Origin of the sequence: Streptomyces sp. NPDC058653, from assembly GCF_042716895.1 — a bacterium.
GTDB lineage: Bacteria > Actinomycetota > Actinomycetes > Streptomycetales > Streptomycetaceae > Streptomyces.
On the sequence record NZ_JBHXRM010000033.1, the window covers coordinates 40,954 to 59,374 of the forward strand.

Below are 18,421 nucleotides of genomic sequence, written 5' to 3' on the forward strand. Positions count from 1 at the left end.
GGCCCTTGGCTCGTCGTGGATGCGAGGGATCAGCGTTCCTCTTCACCACCGGCGGCCTGCACGGCCGTCAGTCGGTCGCTCTCATCCTGTATTTCCGCGGCGATCTTCTTGAGTTCCGGCTCGAACTTGCGTCCGTGGTGGGCGCAGAAGAGCAGTTCACCACCGCTGGTCAGGACGACGCGCAGATATGCCTGGGCGCCGCAGCGGTCGCAGCGGTCAGCGGCCGTCAGCGGGCTCGCGGGGGTCAGAACAGTAGTCACGTCGCCTCTTCTCTAGCTCGACGAGCTGTCGTACCAGGGTCAACATCCAACCAGGCCGAAAACGTTCCCGCTCGCGGCCTTTCCTCGAAACTTCTTCCCGAGGCGGCTGTGTGTTGCCGGTTGGCGGCGAATGAGCCGTATTGCTTAGCTTTACGGTTTCGCGTTGCTTGTCAGGGGGTCGATCCTCACCGGCTGGCTTGCCGGTTGTTCATGAGGACGTGCCCGGAGCCTAAATGGTTCATGCCTGGAAGGGAACGTGATGTGTGCTTCACTCCATCGAGGGATCGAACACTCATGCGAGCCTCGGCTAGCATGAGAATTCAATAGGGTGGCGCTACAACGGCTCTACCAGGCCTCTGTACCCTCTGAGCGGCGACCGATGCCGGGCCCTTACCCATCGGGCCACATTTCAAATTCAGCGAGGAGCGAACCGCGTGACCGCCGAGACGTCCGTGCCGTCCAGTGCGCTGCTGACCGCAGATCGTGACGGTTCCAACTACACCGCGCGGCACCTGCTCGTCCTTGAGGGGCTCGAAGCGGTCCGGAAGCGACCCGGTATGTACATCGGGTCGACCGACAGCCGTGGCCTGATGCATTGCCTCTGGGAAATCATCGACAACTCCGTCGACGAGGCCCTGGGGGGGTACTGCGACCGGATCGACGTCACTCTGCACGAGGACGGCTCGGTCGAGGTCAAGGACAACGGCCGGGGCATTCCGGTCGACGTCGAGCCCAAGACCGGCCTCTCCGGCATCGAGGTGGTCCTGACGAAGCTGCACGCCGGCGGGAAGTTCGGCGGCGGCTCGTACGCGGCCTCCGGCGGTCTGCACGGTGTGGGCGCCTCCGTCGTCAACGCCCTCTCCGCCCGGCTGGACGTCGAGGTCGACCGCAACAGCGCCACGCACGCGATCAGCTTCCGCCGCGGCGTCCCCGGCATGTTCACCGAGTCCGGCCCCGACGCCCCCTTCGATCCCGCGAACGGCCTGCTGAAGGGCAAGCGGGTGCCCAAGACGCGCACCGGCACCCGGATCCGGTACTGGGCGGACCGGCAGATCTTCCTCAAGGACGCCAGGCTCTCGCTGGAGACGCTGCACCAGCGTGCCCGCCAGACCGCCTTCCTCGTGCCGGGGCTGACCATCGTCGTACGCGACGAGCGGGCGGCCGGCGAGAGCGAGGGCGGGGAGACGGTCGAGGAGACGTTCCGTTACGACGGCGGGATCAGCGAGTTCTGCGAGTATCTGGCGCAGGACAAGGCCGTCTGCGACGTGCTCCGGCTGACCGGCCAGGGCGTCTTCAAGGAGACCGTGCCCGTCCTGGACGACCGCGGTCATATGACCCCCACCGAGGTCACCCGTGAGCTGGGCGTCGACATCGCGCTGCGCTGGGGCACCGGCTACGACAGCACGATGCGCAGCTATGTGAACATCATCGCCACCCCCAAGGGCGGCACGCACATGACTGGCTTCGAGCGCGCGGTGACCAAGACGGTCAACGAGGCGCTGCGCTCGGCGAAGCTCCTGCGCGTCGCCGAGGACGACGTTGTCAAGGACGACGCCCTCGAAGGGCTCACCGCCGTGGTCACGGTCCGTCTCGCCGAGCCCCAGTTCGAGGGCCAGACCAAGGAGATCCTGGGGACGTCGGCGGCCAACCGGATCGTCGCCAACGTCGTCTCCAAGGAGCTCAAGGAGTTCCTGACGTCGACCAAGCGGGACGCCAAGGCGCAGGCGCGGGCCGTCCTGGAGAAGGTCGTCGCCGCGGCCCGTACGCGTATCGCCGCCCGTCAGCACAAGGAGGCGCAGCGCAGGAAGACGGCGCTGGAGACCTCGTCGCTGCCGGCCAAGCTCGCCGACTGCCGCAGCGACGACGTGGAGCGCAGCGAGCTGTTCATCGTCGAGGGCGACTCCGCGCTCGGTACGGCCAAGCTCGCCCGGAACAGCGAGTTCCAGGCGCTGCTGCCGATCCGCGGCAAGATCCTCAACGTTCAGAAGTCGTCGGTGTCCGACATGCTGAAGAACGCCGAGTGCGGTGCGATCATCCAGGTCATAGGGGCCGGGTCGGGCAGGACGTTCGACATCGACGCCGCGCGCTACGGCAAGATCGTGCTGCTGGTCGACGCCGATGTCGACGGCGCGCACATCCGCTGTCTGCTGCTGACGCTGTTCCAGCGCTACATGCGCACCATGGTGGAGGCGGGCCGGGTCTTCGCGGCGGTTCCGCCCCTGCACCGGGTGGAGCTCGTGCAGCCCAAGAAGGGCCAGGACAAGTACGTGTACACGTACTCGGACAACGAGCTGCGGCAGACGCTCCTGGAGTTCCAGCGCAAGAACGTGCGCTACAAGGACTCCATCCAGCGCTACAAGGGCCTCGGCGAGATGGACGCCGACCAGCTCGCGGAGACCACCATGGACCCGCGCCACCGCACGCTGCGGCGGATCAACATCGGGGACCTCGAATCGTCCGAGCAGGTGTTCGATCTGCTGATGGGCAACGAGGTCGCGCCGCGCAAGGAGTTCATCACCAGCTCCGCCGCCACGCTGGACCGCGCCAGGATCGACGTCTGACCCGGCGCCCGACCGTCCACCGGGCTCCACCCACGGGTGGAGCCCGGTGCCGTTCACGGTTCCACCCGGAAGAGGATTCCGCGGCCCTTCGCGCTCCGTAGCATCGACGCCGAGAGAGAGGGTTTCGGATGCCGATCGGCGCAGGGACCGCGTGGCCGAGCAGAGAGGCGCTGACCCGGGTGGGGCTGCCGCCCGTCAGGACCGCGCTGGACTATCTGCTGTCCTCCGTGCTCGCCTGCTGGCTGGTCGTGAGCGCGTACCACTCCGACGCCTTCCACGGCCGGCTCCTGGTGCTGCCCGTGCTGGGGCTGCTCTGCTTCCTGGCGATCGTGGTGCTCTTCCACCGGTGGACCATCGAGGGCCGACTGCTCGCCTCCCTGGGGCTGCTTCTCCTGGCCGCCCTCCTGGGAGGAGGCGCGTACGCGGCGGGGGCCGAGAAGACGGCCGCGCTGCTCTGGGTCATGGGCGGTGTCCTCGCGATGGACAGACTGCCGCTCGCCGCTGCCCTGGGCGTCTGGACGTCGCTGTTCGCGGTCCTCGCCCTGGCGAACGAGGAGGCGCTCCCCTCGGTGATCGTCACCATGAGCGCCGTCCTGCTCGGCGGCTACACACTGCGGCTCGACGCCCAGGCGCGTGTGACCGGCTTCCGGCTGCTGGCGGAGGAGCGGGCGGCGCGGGCGGCCGAGGCCGACTCCGCCGCGCTGGCCGAGCGGGCCAGGATCGCCCGCGAGATCCATGACGTGCTGGCCCACAGCCTCTCCGCGCAGCTCGTGCATCTGGAGGCGGCCCGGCTGCAGATCGAGGGCGGATACGACCGCGAGCAGGTGCTGCGCCGGGTGGTGGAGGCGCGCTCCATGGCGAGACAGGGCCTGGCCGAGACGCGGCAGGCGCTCTCGGCGCTCCGTGGGCAGATGGTGCCTGTCGAGGACTATCTGCGGGAGCTGGCGGTCGACGGGGTGCGCACCGAGGTCGTGGGGGAGTCGCGGCTGCTGCCCGTGGAGGCCTCGGGGGCCGTACGCCGCGTCGCGCAGGAGGCCGTCACGAACGCGCGCAAGCACGCTCCGGGGGCGGACGTCACGCTGCGGCTGGAGTACGGGGAGGGTGTCGTGACGCTGGAGGTACGGGACGAGGGGGCGGACGCGCCGGGCGGTGAACTGGCCCTCTCCGGCTCCGGGTTCGGCCTCCTGGGGATGCGGGAGCGTGCCGAACTGCTCGGCGGCAGTCTGGAGGCGGGCCCCTCGGCCTCCGTAGGAGGAGGCGGCGTCGCGAGCGGTCCCGGGCCGCGCGATTCCGGGGAGGGCGCAGACGCGAACGGCACCGATCCCCGGGACCGGTCCAGGAGGGAAGGCTTCACCGTGCGCCTGCGAGTGCCCGCGTGAGCGCCGCCACAGCCGCGCGGGTGATCGTGGTCGACGACCAGGCCGTGGTGCGCGAGGGGATCGTGATGCTGCTCGGGCTGATGCCCGGCATCGACGTCGTCGGCGCGGCGAAGGACGGCCTGGAGGCGGTGACCCTCGTCGGTGAACTCGGCCCCGACGTCGTCCTGATGGACCTGCGTATGCCGCGTTGCGACGGGGTCGAGGCGACCCGCCGCATCCGTGAGCGGCACCCGGCGACCCAGGTCGTGGTGCTGACCACCTATGACGACGACGACTCGCTGTTCCCCGCCCTACGGGCCGGCGCGCGCGGATATCTGACCAAGGACGCGAGCGGCGACGAGATAGTCAAGGCCGTCCAGGACGTGATGGCCGGGGACGCCGGGCTCGCCCCCGCCGTGCAGCGCCGACTGCTGGAACGGGTCAGCGCGGTCTCCGCCGTACCGGAGCGCGACGCGGCCCCCGACGGGCTCACGGCCCGCGAGACCGAGGTGCTGTCCCTGGTCGCCGAGGGCCTCTCCAACCATGAGATCGCCCGGCGGCTGCGCATCGGGGCCGCGACGGTGAAGACCCACATCAACAACATCTTCGGCAAGGCCGGGGTGCGCGACCGGGCGCAGGCGGTCCGTTACGCCTATCAGCACGGGCTCATCCAGCCACCCGGGACAAACATCACCTGATGGGGTGAAGTCGAAGAGAGAAGAGTCCGGGATCTTCCCGATCTGCCCATTCTTGGGGCGCGGCCGAAACGGCTCGCTGACAAGGAGAGTTGACCGGTGGAGAAGCAGGAGGGGCGCGACGCCGCGGCAGTGCGGACCGACGACCCCTGGTACGACGCGCCAGCCTCCGGCTGGGGCGAACTGGACGGTACGGGCACACCGACGACCCCCCTCGCGCCGGCCACGGGCACGACCCACGCCGGGGCGGGCGCCGGTGAGCACGGAGACCGGCCCCGCGCGGCCGACATCTATCTGGAGGTCCAGCGGAGCGCGGCCTTCCAGGAGGTACGCGGCCGCTACCGGCGCTTCGTCGGGCCGGCCACGCTCGCCTTCCTGGCCTGGTACTTGGCGTATGTCGTGGCCGCGACCACCGCGCCGGACCTGATGGCGCGCCCGGTGGCGGGGGCGGTGAATGTGGCGATGGTCGCCGGGCTGGGCCAGTTCCTCAGCACGTTCCTGCTGACGTGGGCGTACTCACGCCATGCCCGGCTGCACCGGGACCGGGACGCGCTCGATCTGCGCTGGAACGTCTTCGACCGGACCCGGACCCGGGAGCACCACGGGACGCGGGAACACCACGGGACTTGGGAGCGCCCCAGGACGCGGGAGCACCACATCGCGCGGGCGGGGGAGCGGTGATGAGCGGCGACCATCAGACCCTGGCGCTGCTGCTGTTCAGCGGGTTCGTCGCCGTCACCCTCGGCATCACCACCTGGGTGAGCCGCGAGCGGCACGGCTCGGCGGAGGAGTTCTACACCGGCGGACGGCTCTTCTCTCCCATGGAGAATGGTTTCGCCATCGCCGGTGACTACATGTCCGCCGCCTCCTTCCTCGGTATCTCCGGTCTCATCGCCCTCGTCGGCTACGACGGCATGCTCTACTCCGTCGGCTTCCTCGTCGCCTGGCTCGTCGTCCTGCTGCTGGTGGCCGAACTCGTACGCAACTGCGGCCGGTTCACGCTGGCCGACGTCGTCGCCGCGCGGATGCGCGAGCGCCCGGTGAGGATCGCGGCGGGAACGTCCTCCGTCGCCGTGTCCGTTCTCTATCTGGTGGCGCAGATGGTCGGGGCGGGCAGTCTGGTCGCACTGCTGCTGGGAGGCACGAGCGAGGCGGCGCGTGCGTGGACGGTGATCGGCGTCGGCGCGCTGATGGTCGTCTATGTGACGCTGGGCGGGATGCGGGCCACCACCTGGATCCAGATCGTCAAGGCCGTGCTGCTGATGGCGGGCACGGTCGCGCTGACCGTTCTCGTACTGCTCCGCTTCCACGGCGACTTCGACGCGCTGCTCACCACCGCGGCCGAACGCAGCGGCCACGGCAAGGAGTTCCTGTCGCCCGGTCTCGCCTACGGCGGGGGGTGGACCGCACGCCTCGACTTCATCAGTCTGGGGCTCGCCCTGGTGCTCGGTACGGCCGGGCTGCCGCACATCCTCTCCCGCTTCTACACGGTGCCGACCGCCCGCGCGGCGCGCCGCTCGGTCGTCTGGGCCATCGGACTGATCGGCGGCTTCTATCTGATGACGATCGTGCTCGGCTTCGGGGCCGCCGCCGTGGTCGGCACCGACGAGGTACGCGCGTCGAGCGCGGCGGGGAACACGGCGGTGCCGCTGCTCGCCCTGGACCTGGGCGGGGGCGCGGGCTCCACCGGCGGCACGGTCCTCTTCGCCGTGGTCGCCGCCATCGCCTTCGCGACGATCCTCGCCGTCGTCGCGGGCATCACACTCGCCTCGTCGGCGTCCGTCGCGCACGACCTCTACGCCTCCTTCAAGCGTCCGCACGCCGGGCCGCACGCCGGGCCGCACGCCGGGTCGCACGCCGGGCAGCGCACCGGACCGCAGGCGGGGCCCTACGCCGAGTCGCGAGCCAGGCCGCACGGCGGGCGGCGCGGCAGGCGGCGCGCCAACTCCCGGGCGGGCAACCGCGCCGCCCCCCATGCCAAGCCGCTCGGCGAGGTCGCCGTGGCCAGGATCGCGGCCGCCTGCATCGGCGCCGTGGCGATCGCGCTCGGGCTGCTCGCCCGCGATCTCAACGTGGCCTTCCTCGTCGGTCTCGCCTTCGCCGTCGCCGCCTCCGCCAATCTCCCGGTGCTGCTCTACTCGCTCTTCTGGCGGAACTTCACCACGCGCGGAGCGGTCTGGTCGGTCTACGGAGGACTGGTGCCGGCGGTGCTCCTGGTGGTGTTCTCACCCGTCGTCTCCGGAACCCCCGAGGCGCTCTTCCCGGGCGTGGACTTCCATGTCTTCCCGCTCCAGAATCCGGGCCTGGTCTCGATCCCGCTCGGCTTCCTGGCGGGCTGGATCGGCACAGTCCTCTCCCGCGAACCGGCCGACGAGGCCAAGCACGCGGAGTCCGAGGTGCGTTCACTCACCGGAGCGGGCGCCGTCTGACGGGCGGACCGGCTCAGCCGCCGGCCGTCCACGCGTAACGGTGCTCGGGGCGGCCCGTCTCGCCGTACCGGAGGCTGAGCCGTACCCGGCCCGCCCGCTCCAGCAGTTTGAGATACCGCTGCGCCGTCTGCCGGCTCATGCCGGCGCACTCGGCGATCTCCTGAGCGGAGAGCGGCCCTTCGGCGCCGAGCAGCACCTGCCGTACCACCTCGGCGGTGCTCGGCGAGTGGCCCTTGGGCAGTTCGGGCGGGGCCGCGGGCGCCGACAGCGCGCCGAACATCCGGTCCACGTCGGCCTGTTCGGCCTCGCCGCCGCTCTCCAGAATCCGGCGGAGCCTCGCGTACGCCTCCAGTTTGGTGCGCAGCCCGGCGAAGCTGAAGGGCTTGACCAGGTACTGGAGCGCCCCGTGGCGCATCGCGGCCTGGACGGTGGCCACGTCGCGCGCGGCGGTCACCATGATCACGTCGGTCGGATGGCCGAGCCCGCGCAGTTCCCGTACCACCGAGAGGCCGTTGCGGTCGGGCAGATGGTGGTCGAGAAGGATCAGATCGACGGGTCGGTCGGCGAGGCAGGTGAGCGCCTCCGCCCCCGAATGCGCCTTCGCGACGACCCGGAAACCGGCCACTTTCGCCACATAGGCGGTGTTGATGTCGGCGACCCGGAGGTCGTCGTCCACGACCAGTACGTCGATCATCGTGTCTCTCCCGTGGTCACCGGCCCCGCCGTATCACCCGGCACGCCACCCGCCGGGGCCCCCGCCGTATCGCCTGCCACCTCAGCCACCTCGGCCACCTCACCCAGCTCCGCGCCCGCCAACTCGCCCGCCACCCCTTCCGTCTCCTCGCCCCTCTCCTCGGCCAGCGCCTCGGGCAGTACGACGGTGAACTCCGCGCCCCCGTCCGCCGATTCGCCGACCCGCGCGCTGCCGCCCTGACGCTCGGCGAGCCTTCGCACCATGGCGAGGCCCAGCCCGCGCCGCCCGTGCGCGGGCAGTTCCTTCGTCGTCCAGCCCTCCGTGAAGACCAGCTCGCGCCGCTCCGCCGGGACCCCGGGCCCGCTGTCGGAGATCCGCAGGACGACCGTACGGCCCTCGGTCCGTACCTCCACCTCGATGCGCGCGTCCTTCGAGCCGGCCGTGGCGTCCAGCGCGTTGTCCACCAGATTGCCCAGTACCGTGACCAGCCCCTGCGGGTCGACGAGCCGGTCCGGCAGCAGCGTGGCGGGGGAGATACGCAGCGAGACACCCCGCTCGGCGGCGACGGTGGCCTTGCCCACCAGCAGGGCGGCCGGCAGCGGGTCGTGGATCCGCTCGGTGACCTGCTCGGCGGTGGCGCGGTGGACCCCGACGACCTCGGTCACGAACTCGGCCGCCTCGTCGTGCATCTCCAGCTCCAGCAGCCCCAGCAGCGTGTGCATCCGGTTGGCGTGCTCGTGGTCCTGGGCGCGCAGCGCGTCGATGAGACCGCGTGTGGCGTCCAGCTCCCGGCCCAGCCGCTCGACCTCGGTGCGGTCACGGAGTGTGGCGACGGCGCCGCCGTCGTCCGTCGGCATCCGGTTGGCGATGAGCACCCGGCCGCCGCTCACGGTCAGCAGGTCGTCGCCGGCCACCCGGCCCGCCAGCACATCGGTGGTACGCCCCGGGCCGAGCACCATGTCCAGCGGCTGTCCGGTGGCCTCGGGCCCGAGACCGAGGAGCCGCTGCGCCTCGTCGTTCATCAGCCGGATCCGGCCCCTCCCGTCGAGGGCGATCACTCCCTCGCGCAGGCTGTGCAGCATGGCCTCGCGCTCCGCGAGCAGCGCCGAGATGTCGGAGAAGGCCAGGTCATGGGTCTGGCGCTGGAGCCGTCTGGAGATCAGATACGCGGCGAGCGCGCCGACGGCCAGGGCGCCGCCCGCGTACGCGAGCAGTCCGGGGATCGTCGCCAGCAGACGCGTCCGGACGCTGTCGTAGGCGATGCCCACCGAGACGGCGCCGATGATCTCCCCGGACGAGGAGCGCAGCGGGACCTTTCCGCGCGCCGAGCGGCCGAGGGTGCCGCTGTCGATCTCCATGACGTCCTTGCCGGCGATCGCCTGGCTGGGGTCGGTGGAGACGACCCGGCCGATCTGGCCGGTGTCGGTGTGTGACCAGCGGACCCCGCGTCTGTCCATGATCACGACATACTCGGCGCCGGTGGCCCGTCTGATGCGCTCCGCCTCCGTCTGCACCGGGCCGTCCACCGACGGCCGCGATGCCAGCAGGGCCTTTGCGACCGGCTCGGAGGCGGTCGTCTCGGCGATCGCCAGCGCCCTGCGCATCGCCTGGTCGTCGAGCTGGTCGCTCAGCGGTCGGAGGAAGAGTCCGGTGGCGAGCACGGCGGTACCCGCGGCGACGGCCAGCTGCATCAGGAGCACCTGCGAGAAGACGCGCCGTGGCCAGCCGAATCGCCGCCGTCGCTGCGAGGTCGTCGGTCCGGCGCTCATGGTCGAGAACGGTAGACCGCGCAGGTGTCTTTCTGAAATTTCCAGGATGACGCAAATGGCTTACGCGATTTGCGGCCCGCTTGCGGCCTGCCGAAGGTTCGCTGGAAAGCTGACTGATAGGGGCTGGTGGGTCCGTTGTGGGTGTTTTCGCGCCAGAGAACGGCCGACTTGGTTCTGTCGGACTGGTGGACGCTCTCGCATTTCTCTGCAACTCTCTGACCGCACAACGCAAAAGATCCCTCTCGTCAGTGCAGAAACGCTTGTCGCACCAGCCAGGTGGCACCAGCCATGCAGACAGAGCCGCGCCCCGGCGCCCCCGCGCCGAGGCCGAAGATCGGGGATACATGAGATCTCACCGCTGGAGATGGCGGGCGCTCTCCGCCGTCGTCACCACCAGTCTCTTGATGGTCGGCTGGCCGTCGCTCACCGCCTCGGCGGCCGACGGTCCCAACATCGCCGCGGGCTCCACCGCGGCGGCGAGCAGCGCGTCGATCGACCACTCCGCCCGGATGGTCGCGGACGGCAACCAGTCCACCTACTGGCAGGGCTCGGGCAAGAGCCTTCCCCAGTGGGTCCAGACCGATCTCGGCTCCGCCGCCCGGATCGACCAGGTCACCCTGAAGCTCCCGGCGGACTGGGAGACCAGGAGGCAGACCCTCGCCGTCCAGGGCAGCGCCGACGGCACCAGCTTCGCCACGCTGAAGACCTCAGCCTCGTACACCTTCAGTCCCGGCGAGGCCAACGAGGTCAGCATCTCGTTCCCCGCCACCCGGGCGCGTTTCGTCCGTGTGAACATCACCAAGAACTCCGTGGCCTCCGCGGGCCAGCTCGCCGAGCTCCAGGTCCACAAGGCCGCCGCGGCGTCGGTGAACCTGGCCGCCGGCCGGACGCTCACCGAGAGCAGCCACACCGAGGTGTACGCGGCGGCCAACGCCAACGACGGCAACAAGGCCAGCTACTGGGAGAGCCGTAACGGCGCCTTCCCCCAGTGGATCCAGGCCGACCTCGGCTCCTCCGTCCGCGTCAACAGCGTCGTGCTGAAGCTCCCCGACGGCTGGGGAGCGCGAAGCCAGACCCTGAAGATCCAGGGCAGCGCCAACGGGACCTCCTTCACGGACCTGACCGCCTCCCAGGCGTACCAGTTCGCGCCCGGCTCCGGGAACACGGTGACGATCCCCTTCGACGCCACCACCACGCGCTACGTACGGGTCCTGGTCACCGCCAACACCGAGCAGCCCGGCGCCCAGCTCTCCGAGCTGGAGATCTACGGCCCCGAGACGGGCGACACCCAGGCCCCGACGGCGCCCACCGAGCTGGCGTACACCGAGCCCGCCTCCGGTCAGATCAAGCTGACCTGGAAGGCGTCGACCGACGACACGGCGGTCACCGGCTACGACATCTACGCCAACAACGTGCTGCGCACCAGCGTCGCCGGCACGGTCACCACCTTCACCGACACCCAGCCCGGCAACGCCGAGGTCTCGTACTACGTACGGGCCAAGGACGCGGCGGGCAACCAGTCGGGCAACAGCAACACCGTCACCCGCAGGCCGGCCGGCGGCGACACCCAGGCGCCGACCGCGCCCACGGGCCTCGCCCACACCACGCCGTCGCCGACCCAGGTCAGGCTCACCTGGCAGGCGTCGAGCGACAACACGGCGGTCACCGGCTACGAGGTCTACGCCAACAACGTGCTGCGCGACACCGTCGCGGGCAATGTCCTGACCTTCACGGACACCCAGCCGGCCAGCACCACGGTCTCCTACTTCGTACGGGCCAGGGACGCGGCGGGCAACCGGTCGGGCAACAGCAACACGGTCGTGCGCACCGGCAGCACCGGCTCGGTCTCCAACCTCGCCGTCGGCAAGCCGATCAGCGCCTCCTCCGTGGTCCACACGTTCGTCGCGGCCAACGCCAACGACAACTCGACGTCGACCTACTGGGAGGGCGCCGGGGGCAGCTACCCCAACACGCTGACCGTGAAGCTGGGCGCCAACGCCTCCACCGAGAGCGTCGTCGTCAAGCTCAACCCGGACAGCAGCTGGGGACCGCGTACCCAGAACATCCAGGTGCTGGGGCGCGAGCAGAGCGCCACGGGCTTCACCAGCCTGGCCGCCGCGAAGGACTACGCGTTCAGCCCGGCCTCCGGGAACCAGGTGACGATCCCGGTCTCCGGCAATGTCGCGGACGTCCAGTCCGGTTCACCTCCAACACCGGTGCCGGCGCGGGCCAGGTGGCCGAGTTCCAGGTGCTCGGTGAGCCGGCGCCCAACCCGGACCTCCAGGTCACGGCGGTGACCGCGTCTCCCACCGAGCCGGTCGAGTCCAACCCGATCACCCTGTCGGCGACGGTACGCAACAACGGCACGGTCGCCGCTGCCGCCAGCTCGCTGGAGTTCCGTCTCGGTGACTCCAAGGTCGGCACGGCGGCGGTGGGCACCCTCGCCCCCGGCGCGTCGGCGAACGTCAGCGCCTCGATCGGTCCGCGTGACGCGGGCAGCTACGAACTGAGCGCGGTCGCCGACGTGGCGGAAGCGGTCATCGAGCAGAACGAGACCAACAACACCTTCACCGCCGCGTCCCCGCTGGTGGTGAAGCCGGTCGCCAGCTCCGACCTGGTGGCGACCCTGGGCTCGTCCCCGTCCGCCCCGGCGGCCGGTGACACGGTCAACTTCTCCGTCACGCTCAAGAACCAGGGCACCGTCGCCTCCGCGGGCGGCAGCCACGGCATCACCCTGACCGTGCTCAACTCCGAGGGCGCCACGGTGCGCACCCTCACGGGCGCGCACAGCGGGGCCATCGCGGCGGGCGCCACCGCGGCGCCGGTCTCGATGGGGACCTGGACCGCCGCCAACGGCTCGTACACCGTGCGGGTCGTCGTCGCGGACGACGCCAACGAGGTGCCGGTCAAGCGCGAGAACAACACCAGCACCCAGCCGCTCTTCGTCGGCCGCGGCGCCAACATGCCGTTCGACATGTACGAGGCCGAGGACGGCACCACCGGCGGCGGCGCGACGAAGGTCGGTCCCAACCGGACGATCGGCGACATCGCGGGCGAGGCGTCGGGCCGCAGGGCCGTCAACCTCGACGCGACCGGCGAGTTCGTCGAGTTCACCACCCGGGCCAGCACGAACACGCTGGTGACCCGGTTCTCCATCCCCGACTCGGCGGGCGGCGGGGGCATCAACTCCACGCTCAACGTCTATGTGGACGGGGTCTTCCTCAAGGCGATCGACCTCACGTCCAAGTACGCCTGGCTGTACGGCGCCGAGGCGGGACCGGGCAACTCCCCGGGCCAGGGCGCGCCCCGTCACATCTACGACGAGGCGAACGTGATGCTGGGCAAGACCGTCCCGGCGGGCAGCAAGATCAAGCTGCAGAAGGACGCGGCCAACAACACCACCTACGCGATCGACTTCATCAACCTGGAGCAGGTCGCACCGGTCGCCAACCCGGACCCCGCCACGTACACGGTCCCGGCCGGCTTCACCCACCAGGACGTGCAGAACGCCCTGGACCGGGTCCGGATGGACAACACGGGCACCCTGAAGGGTGTCTACCTGCCCGCCGGTGACTACCAGACGGCCAGCAAGTTCCAGGTGTACGGCAAGCCCGTGCAGGTGATCGGGGCCGGTCCCTGGTACACCAAGTTCCACGCCCCGTCGACGCAGGACAACACCGACGTCGGCTTCCGGGCCGAGGCCGCCGCCGCGGGTTCGTCGTTCAAGAACTTCGCGTACTTCGGCAACTACACCTCGCGTATCGACGGTCCGGGCAAGGTGTTCGACTTCTCGAATGTGCGCGACATCGAGATCGACAACATCTGGAACGAGCACATGGTGTGCCTCTACTGGGGCGCGAACACCGATGACATGACCATCAAGAACTCCCGTATCCGCAACATGTTCGCCGACGGCATCAACATGACCAACGGCAGCACCGGCAACCTCGTGACCAACAACGAGGCCCGGGCCACGGGAGACGACAGCTTCGCGCTCTTCTCGGCGATCGACGCCGGCGGCGCGGACATGAAGGACAACGTCTACGAGAACCTGACGTCGATCCTGACCTGGCGCGCGGCGGGTGTGGCCGTCTACGGCGGCTTCAACAACACCTTCCGCAACATCCACATCGCGGACACGCTCGTCTACTCGGGCATCACGGTCAGCTCACTGGACTTCGGCTATCCGATGAACGGCTTCGGGACCGAGCCCACGACGATCGAGAACGTGTCGATCGTCAGAGCCGGCGGTCACTTCTGGGGCTCGCAGACATTCCCCGGAATCTGGCTGTTCTCCGCGTCCAAGGTGTTCCAGGGCATCCGGATCAACAATGTGGACATCGTCGACCCGACGTACAGCGGGATCATGTTCCAGACCAACTACGTGGGAGGACAACCGCAGTTCCCGATCAAGGACACGATCCTCAGCGACATCTCGATCACCGGCGCCAAGAAGAGCGGTGACGCCTTCGACGCCAAGTCGGGCTTCGGTCTGTGGGCGAACGAGATGTCGGAGGCGGGGCAGGGTCCCGCGGTCGGTGAGGTCACGTTCAACGGTCTGAGGATGAGCGGCAACGCTCTGGACGTGAAGAACACCACGCCCAACTTCAAGATCCATATCAACCCGTAGGACAGCGGCACACGGCGCGAGGCACCGCGCACCACAGGTGTGGGCGTCGACATGGTGCCGCCCGGGGGCTCCCCGGGTGGCACCATGGCTGTGCTGGGACTTTACGCTGAGAAGTAAGTAGCTTGCATCGCTTGCGCTAGTCTTGCGTGCATGACGCGACGACTTGCTCAGGTGGCGAAGAAGGTTGGGGTCAGCGAGGCCACGGTCAGCCGGGTGCTCAACGGCAAGCCGGGAGTTTCCCAGGCCACACGCCAGTCCGTGCTGACCGCCCTGGACGTCCTGGGGTACGAGCGGCCCACCCAGCTGCGCGGCGAGCGCGCCCGACTGGTCGGCCTGGTCCTGCCCGAGCTGCAGAACCCGATCTTTCCGGCCTTCGCCGAGGTGATCGGCGGCGCGCTGGCGCAGCAGGGCCTGACGCCCGTCCTGTGCACACAGACCAAGGGCGGCGTCTCCGAGGCGGACTACGTCGAACTGCTCCTCCAGCAGCAGGTGTCCGGGGTCGTCTTCGCCGGGGGTCTCTTCGCCCAGGCGGACGCTCCCCACGAGCACTACCGCCAGCTCCACGAGCGCAAGATCCCCGTCGTGCTCATCAACGCGCCCATAGAGAATCTCGACTTCCCCACGATCTCCTGCGACGACGCCGTCGCCGTCGAGCAGGCGTGGCGGCATCTGGCGTCGCTCGGCCACGAGCGCATCGGTCTCGTCCTCGGCCCGGCCGACCACGTCCCCTCGCGGCGCAAGCTCGCCGCCGCCCTCGCGACCGTGAAGGCGGCGGGGGAGTCCCTGCCCGACGAGTTCATCGAGCGGTCGATGTTCTCCTTGGAAGGCGGCCAGGCCGCCGCCGCGCGGCTGCTGGACCGGGGCGTCACCGGCATCATCTGCGCGAGTGACCCGCTGGCCCTCGGAGCCGTACGCGCGGCCCGCAGGCGCGGTCTGGACGTCCCCGGCGAGGTCTCCGTGGTCGGGTACGACGACTCGGCCTTCATGAACTGCACCGAGCCGCCGCTGACGACGGTCCGTCAGCCCATCGAGGCCATGGGGCGGGCGGCGGTCGAGCTGCTGTGCGCCCAGATCCAGGGAGGCGCGGTGCCGCCCGGCGAGCTGCTGTTCGAGCCGGAGCTGGTCGTACGGGGCTCCACGGCGCAGTCGCCCCGTTAGACCCCGTCCGGGCGACGGGCCCCACGGCCTCCCGTCCGGGCCGGCCCGACCGCGCGGACCCGGATTCCCCCTGGCCGCGCCGACGGCCCCGTACGGCCCTTGCAAGCCCCTTCCAGGGCCCCCTCGGGGGCCCTGCGGCAGTCCTGAGGGGCCTGTCTGACAAATCCCGCCCTGTCCAACTCCGGCCCCCGGTGCGGGTCGTAGCCGATGCGGAAGACTGTCAAACTTTTACGAAAACGGCGCGAGATCTTGCGGTCCCCTGTCGACGGTGGTTGAGTGTGCCGCGCCCCGGCAGAGTTTCAGCCGTGGGCCTTCCACGCTCATGCCCGAAGGGGACCATCGATGAGAAGTGCTGGGTTCCGCCGTAATCGCCGTATCGACCGCACCGCCGCGGCCGCCATTGTCACCGTGCTCGCCCTGACTCTCGCCGCCTGCGGCACGAGCAGCAGCAGCAGCGACGACGACGGCGACTCCGGCGGCGGGTCGTCAGACCCGTCAGCGCCGTTGGACCCGAAGGCGAAGGTGACGCTCTCGATCGACTGCATGCCGCCGGCCGCGAAGGCCGCGGAGCTGAAGGAGTGGAACGAGGACGTCAAGGAGTTCAACAAGACGTACCCGAACGTCAAGATCGACGGAAAGTCCACGCCCGGCCAGTGCCTGGAGCCGCCGCGCTTCACCGCGATGCTCAAGGCGAAGTCCCAGCCCGACGTCTACTACACCTACTTCACCGACCTTCAGCAGGTGCTCGACAACGACGGCGCCGAGGACATCTCGGCGTACGTCAACGACAAGTCCGTGCCCGCGCTGAAGGACATCGACCCCAACGTCCTGGACGTGCTGAAGCAGGACGGCAAGCTCTACGGCCTGCCGACCAGCAACTACACCATGGGCCTGCTGATCAACCGGAAGCTCTTCGAAGAGGCGGGACTGGACCCCAACTCGCCCCCCACCACCTGGGAAGAGGTCCGTACGGCCTCCGACAAGATCGCGGAGCTCGGCGGCGGAGTCTCCGGCTTCGGCGAGTACAGCGCCGGCAACAACGGCGGCTGGCACTTCACCGCCTCGATCTACGGCCTCGGCGGCGACGTCGTCGACACCACGGGCAAGAAGGCCGCCTTCAACACCCCGCTCGGCAAGCAGGTCCTGGAGAACCTCCGCGCCATGCGGTGGGACGACGACAGCATGGGCAAGACCCAGCTGCTCAAGTGGGGCGACCTGCAGAAGCAGATAGCCACCGACAAGCTGGGCATGTTCCTCGCGGCGCCCGACGACATCACGTACATGGTCCAGCAACTCGGCGCCAAGTACGAGAACTTCGGCATGGGCCCGATCCCCGGCGCCAAGGCCACCCTCTTCGGCGGCAACAACTACATGATCAAGAAGGGCAGTTCGCCCGACAAGATCAAGGCCGCCATCGCCTGGCAGAACTTCAAGTTCCTCACCCCGGGCAAGGGCCAGTTCGAGTGGGAGCGCAGCAAGGCCGACAAGCTCCCCGTCGGACTGCCGCAGCCGAACTTCTGGCTCGGTGAGTCCAAGGCCAAGGACGACGCCCAGCGCAGCGAGCACGCCACGATGCCGGTCGAGAACTTCAAGCCCTTCATGGACAACCCGGTCAAGGGCAAGGCCGAGCCGCCGAAGGCGCAGGAGATCTACAAGATCCTCGACGTCGCGATGTCGGGCGTGCTGACCAACGAGGACGCGGACATCGACAAGCTGCTGTCGACCGCGGAGCAGCAGGTCAACCAAGTCCTGGCGACTCAGTAACGGAGGTGCGGGGCCGGGTCACGCGGACCCGGTCCCGCCTCGGGTCCGTCCCCGGGGCCACCCCTGGGACCGGGCCCCGCACCCGAGCTCCGTCCGTCTGTGAGCCAACGAGTCTGCGCACCGGCACCGAGGAGAGACCATGTCGGCCCCCACCCTGTCCAAGAGCGAGGCGACCCCGTCGCGCCCCGGACGCCCCGGCCCCACCCGGACGGACTCCGCCCGCGAGGAGTTCATGCGGTCCGTGCGCCGCAATCTCTCGGCACACGGGTTCCTGATCGGAGCCGTGCTCTGCTTCTCGTTCTTCTCCTGGTATCCGATGGTCAGGGAATTCATCCTGGCCTTCCAGAAGAACGAGAACGGAAAGACCACCTGGGCCGGCTGGTCCAACCTCACGTACATCTTCAACGACCCCGCCTTCTGGCAGGCGTGGCGCAACACACTGCTCTTCACCGCGCTCGCCCTGCTGCTGGGATTCGTCGTCCCGTTCGTCATCGCCGTCGTCCTGAACGAATTCCGGCACGGCCAGGGATATCTGCGGCTGCTCGTCTATCTCCCCGTGATGCTTCCGCCGGTCGCGTCCGTGCTGCTCTTCAAATACTTCTACGACCCCGGATACGGCCTGTTCAACCGCATCCTGGAAGTCTTCGGACTCCCCGCCCAACAGTGGCTCCAGGACACCGACACGGCCATGCTCTCCGTGGTCATCGCGGCGACCTGGATGAACATGGGCGGCGCGACCCTGATCTATCTCGCCGCGCTCCAGGGAATTCCCGGTGAGCTGTACGAGGCGGCCGAACTGGACGGCGCCGGAATCCTCCGCAAGATCTGGCACGTCACCATCCCGCAGACCAGGCTCATTCTCTCGCTGATGCTCCTCATGCAGATCATCGCGACGATGCAGGTGTTCACCGAACCGTTCCTGCTCACCAACGGGGCGGGACCGGAGGGGTCGACCACCACGGTCGTCTATCTGATCTACCAGTACGCGTTCAACTTCAACAACTACGGCAGCGCGGCGGCGCTGGGACTCGTCCTGCTCGTACTCCTCGCGGGCTTCTCCGCGGTGTACGTGCGACTCAGCCGCGGCAACGAAGACTAGGAGG

At 69.3% G+C, this 18,421-nt stretch carries 11 protein-coding genes and 1 pseudogene; 9 read left to right on the plus strand and 3 right to left on the minus strand.

Translation table 11 applies throughout. The annotated features are described in order from the left end of the window. Positions 1 to 29: 29 nt before the first annotated feature. Positions 30 to 260 (minus strand): hypothetical protein, encoded by a 231-nt coding sequence (locus ACFWU9_RS25315; protein WP_384322171.1) that lies wholly within the window; start codon positions 258 to 260, stop codon positions 30 to 32. Positions 261 to 694: 434 nt separating this feature from the next. On the opposite strand from ACFWU9_RS25315, the gene ACFWU9_RS25320 reads away from it, so the two are divergent. The 5 genes from ACFWU9_RS25320 to ACFWU9_RS25340 all read left to right on the plus strand — a co-directional run bounded on the left by ACFWU9_RS25320 (position 695) and on the right by ACFWU9_RS25340 (position 7,303). After that, positions 695 to 2,821, plus strand: a complete 2,127-nt coding sequence (locus ACFWU9_RS25320) for a type IIA DNA topoisomerase subunit B (protein WP_384322173.1) — start codon at positions 695 to 697, stop codon at positions 2,819 to 2,821. A gap of 128 nt (positions 2,822 to 2,949) precedes the next feature. Next, positions 2,950 to 4,200 carry a sensor histidine kinase gene (locus tag ACFWU9_RS25325; RefSeq protein ID WP_384322175.1) on the plus strand — a complete coding sequence of 417 codons (1,251 nt, stop codon included), beginning with the start codon at positions 2,950 to 2,952 and terminating at the stop codon, positions 4,198 to 4,200. Continuing rightward, positions 4,197 to 4,877 (plus strand): response regulator, encoded by a 681-nt coding sequence (locus ACFWU9_RS25330; RefSeq protein WP_384322177.1) that lies wholly within the window; start codon positions 4,197 to 4,199, stop codon positions 4,875 to 4,877. The genes ACFWU9_RS25325 and ACFWU9_RS25330 overlap by 4 nt, the downstream gene beginning before the upstream one ends. 96 nt (positions 4,878 to 4,973) lie before the next feature. Next, positions 4,974 to 5,555: a DUF485 domain-containing protein gene (locus tag ACFWU9_RS25335; protein WP_384322179.1), complete on the plus strand. Its 582-nt coding sequence runs from the start codon at positions 4,974 to 4,976 to the stop codon at positions 5,553 to 5,555. Further along, the gene (locus tag ACFWU9_RS25340; protein ID WP_384322181.1) at positions 5,555 to 7,303 is read left to right on the plus strand and encodes a cation acetate symporter; all 1,749 of its coding nucleotides are present in this window, start codon (positions 5,555 to 5,557) and stop codon (positions 7,301 to 7,303) included. The genes ACFWU9_RS25335 and ACFWU9_RS25340 overlap by 1 nt, the downstream gene beginning before the upstream one ends. Positions 7,304 to 7,316: 13 nt before the next feature. On the opposite strand, the gene ACFWU9_RS25345 is transcribed toward ACFWU9_RS25340, so the two are convergent. Together ACFWU9_RS25345 and ACFWU9_RS25350 are read right to left on the minus strand one after the other, a co-directional pair. Next, complete coding sequence (locus ACFWU9_RS25345) at positions 7,317 to 7,997, minus strand: response regulator (RefSeq protein WP_384322183.1); 681 nt, start codon at positions 7,995 to 7,997, stop codon at positions 7,317 to 7,319. After that, positions 7,994 to 9,766 (minus strand): ATP-binding protein, encoded by a 1,773-nt coding sequence (locus ACFWU9_RS25350; RefSeq protein ID WP_384322185.1) that lies wholly within the window; start codon positions 9,764 to 9,766, stop codon positions 7,994 to 7,996. The genes ACFWU9_RS25345 and ACFWU9_RS25350 overlap by 4 nt, the downstream gene beginning before the upstream one ends. A gap of 344 nt (positions 9,767 to 10,110) precedes the next feature. On the opposite strand from ACFWU9_RS25350, the pseudogene ACFWU9_RS25355 reads away from it, so the two are divergent. The 4 genes and pseudogenes from ACFWU9_RS25355 (at position 10,111) to ACFWU9_RS25370 (ending at position 18,417) form a co-directional block, all read left to right on the plus strand. Beyond that, positions 10,111 to 14,396, plus strand: a pseudogene (locus ACFWU9_RS25355) (discoidin domain-containing protein). A 150-nt stretch (positions 14,397 to 14,546) separates the two neighbouring features. After that, positions 14,547 to 15,554 (plus strand): LacI family DNA-binding transcriptional regulator, encoded by a 1,008-nt coding sequence (locus ACFWU9_RS25360; protein WP_384322187.1) that lies wholly within the window; start codon positions 14,547 to 14,549, stop codon positions 15,552 to 15,554. Between the two features lie 342 nt (positions 15,555 to 15,896). Then, on the plus strand, positions 15,897 to 17,318 hold the full coding sequence (locus ACFWU9_RS25365) for an ABC transporter substrate-binding protein (protein WP_384322189.1): 1,422 nt from the start codon (positions 15,897 to 15,899) through the stop codon (positions 17,316 to 17,318). 139 nt (positions 17,319 to 17,457) lie between these two features. Beyond that, positions 17,458 to 18,417 (plus strand): carbohydrate ABC transporter permease, encoded by a 960-nt coding sequence (locus tag ACFWU9_RS25370; protein ID WP_384322191.1) that lies wholly within the window; start codon positions 17,458 to 17,460, stop codon positions 18,415 to 18,417. Positions 18,418 to 18,421: the final 4 nt, after the last annotated feature.